The organism is Trinickia sp. (assembly GCF_051954495.1).
Classification (GTDB): domain Bacteria; phylum Pseudomonadota; class Gammaproteobacteria; order Burkholderiales; family Burkholderiaceae; genus Trinickia.
Genome location: NZ_JBQCHR010000183.1, coordinates 59,387 through 68,190, shown reverse-complemented (window position 1 = coordinate 68,190; position 8,804 = coordinate 59,387). Strand labels below are relative to the sequence as shown.

The following is an 8,804-nucleotide window of genomic DNA, read 5'->3' as shown; positions in this document are numbered from 1 at the left end:
CCAGGGGCGCAAGCCAGCGACTCGGAATTGACTCGGCTCCCATGCGTGCGCCGAGCAAGTTGCCGGTGATTGCGCCTGTCGAATCGCTATCGCCGTCGTGGTTGACCGCGAGTACGATTCCTGACTCAAAATCTGTTGCGGACAGCGCGCAATAAAGGCTGATAGCCAACGCCTCCTCCGCGATCCACCCTTCGCCTAATTCCCTTATCGCTTCGGCTTTAGCGGCGCGCGTCGCAGCCAGAGCCTGCGCATGCTCGATAGCAGCGAGCGTTTCCTCGTGACCGGCGCGCAGGCGCAAAATGGCTTTTGAACATTCGACGGCCTCTGTGATGGGCGTTCCTTCGACAAGCTTGGCCACGACGACTGCGAACACCCCTGCGGGAAGCTGTCCCGTAACGTGCCCGTGCGTGATGGCGGCAATCTCGCACGCGATGTCGAATGCGGCCGCGAGGTGCCTGCCGTCGATTTCGCCGTCTTTCAGCCAATTGGCGGCAAACAGGCCAACCGGGGCAACCCGCATGACGCCCCCGCATCCCTTGCTATCGTTGCAGGCAAATTCATCAGACCGGTGAAGCGCTTTCAGCGCGGCAATGCATGTGTCGCCAGGCGCCCGGACACTAAACAACTCGCGGTGGCCAAGCAGCCAGCCAGGCGGATCCCGGTTTACGAGCGCTTTGGACTCGTAACCTTGCGTAAGCAGCCACCGCAGATAGGCATGCGAGGTCGCACTGGCAAAGACCGGACCGATGCCACGCATTCGTGCGCGTACGTAGGCGCGCAGCATGCCTTCGGCGGTAAAGAGCGTCATCTGAGTATCGTCGGTGATCGCGCCCAAGCGGCCATAAGCCGTCGCGTAGTCGCGAATGCCCGCGATGCCAAAACGCTTGCGGATTTCTGCGAGGTTGAGAAATTCAACCGGGGCGCCGAGGGCGTCACCGACTGCCCCACCCAGCAAGCAGCCGCGAAAACGACTGCGCTTGATGGGATCTGACGGCACCCGCGGCAAGGCTACATCGGTGGAATCTGCATTACCCAACGTCACGTCACCCCCATTTTGCTCGGATTCGCTTGCCTGCCACAAAATAGGCGGGCGATCAATTCTCGTGCGAGGCCATAACCCGTCATCATAACGGCCCGCTCCGAAGCAACGCTCTGAGCACATGCAAGTCCCGAGCTGTTTTAAGCGTATTTCCCAGTTCACTTGCGGGAACCAAGTAAACGCCCTGCGTTTCCCAGCCCATCGCTGTCGGCGTACCGCCCGTTCGCCTTGCGAGGTAATAGCGCGTTTTCGGCTTCCCCGTGTTCTGCCTGAAATCGGTCAAATGCCCCACGATCTCAACGTGTAGCCCGGTCTCTTCGTAAGTCTCCTTGATCGCCGTTGCCTGCAGCGAAAGCCCGTCGTCGACGGTCCCCTTCGGGAAACTTCGCGCCCCCGTGAAATGATTCGTGGATTCGATGATCCAGACGCGGCCATCCGGTTCAACGATGACCGTGCCGGCCTTCTTGACCCGCTGATCGCCGATCCGCTCGTCGATGTTCGGATTCTGCCCGGCGACGTTTTGCCATCCTTCAAGCGTCGTCGGCGCCTCCCATTGCGTCAGCGCAATACCATTGAGCGCAGCTGGATGTTCACCGTCCGGGACGAAAACAGCGGTTGCCGTGGGGTCCGCCCAAGTGCTGCCATGGCTTGGCTGAGTCGGCGATGCGATCACCACATCTTCGCCGGCTTCACCCTTGCGCGGGTGAATCAGCGAAGCCCCTCCCTCGATGCGCGCTGGTGCCGCATCGGCCGTAATTGACTCGCTGGTTCCGTCGGCCCGGTGCTTCGAGCGACGTCTGCTCGTTGCACCATCCGGTCCCCTGGGTCTCGGTTCGAACACCGTCGTCTTCCCGGTCCCCCGAATCGCTTCGCCTTGCAAGCGAACTGCATCCGGCCACCTCACACCGAATTGGTCCGGCGAGGCAAGCCAATCGCCCAGCACCGGTTTGCCCTCGTTGCCGGGCTCTTGCGCGGCTCGCTGGTGCACGGCGTTACGCCGAATATCGTCGAGCACCGACCGGGGGACCTCGAAGCTATGAACGACGACATCGTCCATCGTGCCGTGCTTTTGCTCGAAGTAGGCTTGGGTACGCTCGAGTGGTCCGAAGTTGAGCCAAACCGTCGCCGCGCGGTTCTCCCCCGTGTCGAGAAACGTGACGCTGCCCGCGTCGTCTATCGTCATGCGCCTGTTCTGAGCCCCTTCGACGCGCGACACCGTTACCGTATTCTTGACCACCGAGCCCCCTTCGAGCGCCCAAGCGTCGTCAGTCAGGATCAACACCGGACTTTGCAGTTCGTCCGCCAATTGACGCGCGAACGCATGCCGCTGCGCATCGGCGTCCGTCGTCAGCACGAGAACCGGCTGGTCCGATGCATGCCCGGCCGCGCGTGCGCTCGCGGCTACTTCCGCCGGTCCTCTCGCGAGCAATTCTCTCGTATGGCCGTTGACGACGAACATGCCTTGCGGCGCCAAGTAGGAATCGATCTTGATCGGATTGTCGTCCGTATGTACTTCCAGGTCGGAAGTGTCGCGGCGCTCCAGCAGATTCCATTTCACGCGAACAGGTTGACCGCCGTCCGGGGACCAACGGCGCCCCGTCATGTCGGGTTGCCACACGGGGTGAGACACGGCATCCGGAAAATGCAGCATCCATTCCCGGTCCTCGTAGCTGCCCACCAGACCATATACCGGCGCATGGACTTCGTTGGCCAACTGCTGAGCGAAAGACGCTCGTCCTCCCTCCGCCGTATGTTCCGCCAGCAAGGCAATCGGTTGCCCGGGCGTGTACGCTCGCTCGTCGAGGCCGAAATTCTCGCTCAAGCGATTGGCCAACCGTTGCGGCGTAAGGACGCGGCGGCGCAGGTCGGCGATGGTGGCGACAGGACGGCCCTCTAGATCGAACGCTGCCTCTCGCGTGCCGAACGCGCTCACCACATGAATGTCAGGCGCGATCGTGACCACTTTCGTTTCCTCTCGACGCTCCGTATAACGGCGGGGCACCCACTGCACGTCGCCTTTTCTCGCTTCAGTGCGTATCAATCCCGTCTCGGGGACATAGGTGGCCATCCACTGCGGCAATGGGTATTCGCTTTTCTTTGCAGGGTAGCCAGTTTGAAATGGACCCGTCCGTTCCGGAGACTGCGCAATCGGATCGCGAGTCGCGCGGCTGTTCCGCGCATCGTCCGCTCGCTCCGGGGAGGCGTTTACCCCCGTCGCCTTCGCGGCGTGCGCCCGGGGGACATACAGCATCGCCGCAGGATCCTCCTCCACCGGCAAGCCCGAATACAGCAAGCGGTCTTGCTCGCCCGGTTTCGCCTTCGGACGCGTCAAGCGCTGAATGCCGCCGGATCCTGACGTGAGAGAAATCGAGGTTGAGGCCGTGGCCGCATCGGTGCGCTGAGTAGCCGCGTCGCTTTGCGCACGCTGGCCGCCTCCGTCCGGATCATCGGGTCGAATTTCGGCGTTTTCGATGGCCGGGCCGTTGCCTCGGCTGCCACCCGGCGTCTCGGTCAGCAGCCAGTGATGATCCGGCGAGCCGGCATTCTTCCGCATGCGAAGGAAGTGGCGCGTGCCGAGCGCAGACCATGCTCGACCGCCTGGGGGCGAAGGTGCGATGTCTCGGGGCTCCACGTTCGACAGGTCTGCGTTCGACGGCACGCCCTCGCCTGACCCCGCACGCGGTTGCCGGGCCTTCGTCAGATCGTACACTCGCGAGACCAAGCCCGAGAGCCGGGCGAGCGGAGCGGAAGGCGCACGGTATTGCCCCGCGGTCTGTCTGTCTAACGGAAGTTGCCACTCTTGAACCAGATTCGATAGGTAGTGGTCCGCGTCGCGCAGCGCCAGGCTTTGGCTGTTGCGCACGTTCAACGTGCGGACACCGATGATGAAATCGAGTGCGTTCGCATGCGTCTGGATCAAAGGCGTGCGCAGCAACTCGCCGTTCGTCACCGACGCTCGCGCGACAAGCAACGCGGTATTGACGATGGAGCGCACCCTCGCGTCATGCTCGGCGCCCTCGCCTTCGACGGTTCCGCGCTTTCCCATGTCGCCGCGAGTTGTTCGCGTGCGCGCCTCGTCTTCCAGCAACCGTTCGATGCGAATGCGCAAAGCGTCGACGGATTCGGAGCGAGCCGGCATCATGCTGCCCGGGCGATGCAGCGAGGCACGCATATCCTTCAGCAACGCGTCGTAGCGCGCAGGCGTAATCACGCCCGCCTGCAGCGCCAGCATCGCATTGACGGGCGCGGACGGTTGGCCGGCTGTTTCCGGATCCTCGTCGACAGCGCCCCCGCGCACACGCGGCACGAGCACCAGCGCGCCGTCGTGCGGATCGCGAACGAGTTCGAAGCGCTGCCCGCGTTTCTCGCCGTTCGGCAAGAGAATGTCGTCAGGATGCGTGGGCGGCGCGGCGCGACCGCTCAGCAGCACGGCCGTGACCGAATGGCCATCCGTATCGGTCAACGTCATCGTGCGTTCATCTTCACCGAGTGCGACCTCGCGCAGCGGGCGTCCGCTCAAGGCTTGGGTCTCCGCCCCGACCTGCGGCTGCTCGGCCGACGCAAAAGAAGCAACGCCCGCATGCGGGTCGAGTTCGATGACGAGATCCCAGTGGTTCCACCGATTGTCGGCATAGTGCGCCGACGAGGGCGTCAAACCGAGCGCACGCAAGGTCCGCATGCCTGTTCGCGCGAGCGGCGTATCTTCGGCAGGTATGCCGTCCGCTTTCGCTTGCACGGTTTCGCGATGCTCGACGTACTCGAAAATCAAGCGCTCGGTCGGCCGTACGCCATAGCGCTCGAGCGTGCGCATCAGCAGCCGATGTCCGCTGCCCTTGGGCAAACCGCCGCGGTACAAGCTCATCACGCGCACAGTTGCGGCATCGAGCGGGCCGGCGCCTACCGCACCGGTCGCGCCCTCCACCGCAATGTGCACGAAGACCGACGGATCGCTTTCATGGCCGAGTTCGATGACATCGTCAGTCACGGCGGTGGTTTCGAGCTCCGCGACGAAATCTTCCTCTTCGCGAGAAAGCCTGCGCTTGGGCAGGCCCACTTGCCGGCCCGTCTGCGGCGGTTCCGTATCGCCGGCGGATACGGCGGAATCCTGCTCGGGATCTTTGTCCGTCGCGCCGCCGCGAATACGCGGCATGACCACGAACTCATCGGCGTCGCCCATCAGTGCGTACCGCTGCCCCTTTGCCTCCTCGCCGGGCAGCAACAGGTCCGCAACGTCACTCGGAGGTGCACTGCCGCGCCCGCCGAGCAGGCGAGCGCGGAGGTTGGCGCCGGAATCCAAGGTGATCCTCAACGCTCGCTCGCCGTCAACAGGGACAATGCCGTCGACACGGTCGCTCGTCAGCGAAGTGAGCGCGGCCTGCGCAGGTTCGTACCCAGACGCGGCTTTCAAGTGTGCATCCGGGTCCTGGGCCTCGCTATGCATGTAATCGCTGTCGCGTGCGTTCATCGCGGTGGGGCGTGCCGAATACTGGACGTGATAGAGCCGGCCGAACTGTCCCATGCCGATCGTCGCGACAAGCTGCATCACGGCCGCCGGCGACACCTGCTGTCCTTGCGCCCATGCAATCGCCATCTGCGCACCCTGCGCGCCGAATAGCACGCCGTTCGTCAACGCGGCGCCTTTCAACAGCACGCGTTGCGACGTCAACACGGCGTCGGGCGCGCCCGCCAATGCCATGTAAGTCTTCGCACCAACCTGATTGTCGGCGGCGGAAACCAATAGGCGTGCGGGCACTGAAAGCGCTTTTTCCCCTCCGTTCGCCGCCTGCCCGGCCTCGAATGCTCGCGTGAGCAATTGCGGCAGCCGGCCCATTCCGAAGTGGCTCGCGATCGACAGCGCGGTGAACGAATTGGCCGCAACCTCCCATCCGCCCTCGGCCCATGCCGAGACCGACGTGGGGTCATGCGCGATACGATCGGCCGCGTCGATCGCCGCTTTGACGCCGGTAGCCGCGAAATACAGCTGCGCACCGTCATACATCAGCGGCATCATGACGCCCTCGGCCTCGGGGCTCACGAAACTGACGACCGCCATCGCACCGATGCCCGCCATCGCTTCACCGGCCTGCAGCAGTATTTCGCCGTTGCTGAGCTTCTTTTGACCGGTGAGCGTTTGATCCCACAACTGCGATTGGCCGTCGGCGGTCTGCAGCAAATGCTGGGTGCTCAACATCATGCCGGCGCTGAACCCGCTCTCGCGTGTCCAATCGCTATAACTGGAAAACGACTGCGTATTGGCGGGGCCGACATAGCGGCGACCATTGATCCCGTCGACCTGCAGCAGCTTGAGCGATTCCGGGTTGTCTTTGTTCGGGTCCTGGTCCTGCCGCCAATACATAAGCGGCAGCATCGTGAGTTCGAGTGGTACGTCCACGCTCGGCTCGTGCGCGTTCTGCGAGGCAAGTGCGGATTTCGCGAGATCGTCTAGCGTCGTATTGCCGTAGACTTTCTCGCTGCCGGTGTAGCGCGCTCCATCCTTTCCGGGGTGTGCAAGCTGCTTGGCCTGGTAGGCATCCCCGAGCGCGTTGACGAGTTGCGTGTGCGAGACGATGACCTGCGTCCCGCTCGGCGTTTGTGTCGCATCCGGAGGCTCGTAGGCCGGGGCGCTCGCGGGCGAAGACGCGCGTGCGTCGACGGCGATAGGCAATTCGGCTTCAATGAAACGCGTGGTGTCGGAATGCGGCGCTGCCTGCGCGATGTCCTGAAGCAACTGCGGATTCCCTGACCAGACTTCGTGCTTGTCTTTCCAGTTCAGATAAAACGATTTGATGTGTTCGTCCGGTCCATCCTTCGTCAGCGAGCCCTCGTATGTCCGGCCGACGAAATCGCTGCCGTCCATACGAGTCTTGACGATCTGCATCAGCGAAGCGCCCTGCTCCGTTTGCGCAGCGGCTTGTGCGCCGTCCCCTAGCGCCGCATACACGTTCGACGTATCGACGTAGTACTTAGGCGCATCGAGGCTCTGCCAAAGCGAAGATATGCCACTCGGTGCACGCCAATTGCCGTGCGCGACAAAATCTTCGAAACGCCCGCGAAACTTCTGCTGGTAAAGCGCGCGCGTGAGGTCTTCGTCCGCGGGCATCGCGACGTCCTGCAACGTCTGTGCGACATCGTGAACGTAATTCACGTTGTTGTTGCTTGTCACCGACGATGCAATGTGGTCGAAGCGCTGATGCAGTACAGGCGAGCGCTTCACGGCATCGAGCATGTCGCCGTAGAAGAGCGTCGTACCGCCTTGCTTAAACGGCGCGAGAGCGTTGGACGTGGCGCGCAGATCGGCCTTCGCGCGGTCCGATGACTCGGCCTGCGCGCTGCCCATGTGTCGCAGTGCGTCGTCGATGTCATCCTGTTTGAGCGCCTGCACGGACGTGTCGTCGAGCAAGTCGGCGAGCATCGTAGACGCATCGGGGTTCGCTTTGCTGGACCCGTTGTGTACCCACTGCTGCGTCTTGTCGTCGAAATGAACCAAACCCAGTGCGCTGAAGTCGCTTGTCAGCCGCTGGCTGCGAGCCAGATCGATTTGCGTGCGAGACGCATCGGGCCCGGCATCCGCGTGTTCGATGTCGGCTACAACGCGGGTTTCTTCGAGCGCCAGATTCATCAGATGCTGCCGATCGTCCAACGCCTTCTGCTCGGGGGAATGATCGGACGTGCCGGCGGCAGCCTGGGCGAGGGGCTCGAGGTTCACGCCGGCTACCGCCACCTCGCTCTTCAACCACGCATCGATATTGGCCGGATCATTGAACCACGACGTGCCCTGCTTTCCCGCCGCCTGCGCGATTTCGGCGGAAAGCGCCGAACGATACACCTGCATATCGGATGCGAATTGAGCGCTGCCCGGCTTGTCGTGCGCGACTTTGTCAGCCGCTTTCCTCGCCGCGCTGCTGTCGAGCGTTACCGTCGGCAACGCGGTCGTCATCGCTTTTGTCGCCCGAGCCAGCGTGTCGGCATCGAATACGCCGAATTTGGCCAGATGCGCCGAAGCCAGTCCGACAGGATCGGGGCCGTCCGGCGCTTTGGCGTACGCGGACACGTACGAAGGCGCCTGCGTTGCGAGCGCTGCGCGCGCCAAGACGTCTTCCGCCGCAGGCGTTGCGCCGTTTTCGACGCGAAGTATTCCCACGGCCTCCTGCAACGACATGCCGCTGCCGAGATAGCCGTTGAGCCGGTCCGTCGCATCGGCCAGGCTGGGCGTCTTGCCCTCGTTTTTCAACACGATTGGCGGCGGATCGGGCTCCGTCTTCGAGCAGATCGCGCCATTGAAACTTTCGACCGTTTTATCGGCCACCACGTGCAGGTCGCCCGCTTCCAGCGCTTGCTGCGCCGAGGCTAGCGTGTTGGCGTCGACCGCGGAACTCGCGCTCAATTGGCGGGCAGCGCGTTCGATGGCACTGGCCGATTGATCGGTGCCGGCCTTCGCATGTTGTGCGTTGTACTGCGCGATCACTTCGAGTTCGGCCTCGGCAATCGCCTGTTCGTGCAGCATGGCGTAGCGGCGCGCTTGCGCGGCCGCCGCGGCAAGGTTGCGCGCATCGAGCGTCTTGCCCGTCAGGTTCTTCGTCACGACCTGGTAGGCGGCGCTGACTTCTTGCGCGCTTGGCGCGGGAGTGGGAGCAGGGGAAGAAGTTTTAACGGGTGCGGCTTCGTGCGGCGATTGTTGCCGCAGGCCCATCATTACGCCATTCGGTCCATCGATCATCGGTCTGTCATGCCTGAATCGCACCGCCCATCAGACATCTCGATTGGG

2 protein-coding genes are annotated in these 8,804 nt (G+C 63.2%); both read right to left on the bottom strand.

The genetic code is table 11. From position 1 onward, the window contains the following. Nucleotides 1–1,042: ADP-ribosylglycohydrolase family protein (locus tag ACTHNR_RS26175; protein WP_440551663.1), on the bottom strand; the 1,042-nt coding region annotated here is incomplete at its 3' end. An 82-nt stretch (nucleotides 1,043–1,124) separates the two neighbouring features. Continuing rightward, nucleotides 1,125–8,756: an NUDIX hydrolase gene (locus ACTHNR_RS26170; protein ID WP_440551661.1), complete on the bottom strand. Its 7,632-nt coding sequence runs from the start codon at nucleotides 8,754–8,756 to the stop codon at nucleotides 1,125–1,127. Nucleotides 8,757–8,804: the final 48 nt, after the last annotated feature.

Excerpts from the sequence above, each read along its gene's own strand:
- ACTHNR_RS26170 (WP_440551661.1), bottom strand. The coding sequence starts at position 8,756 with ATGATCGATGGACCGAATGGCGTAATGATGGGCCTGCGGCAACAATCG.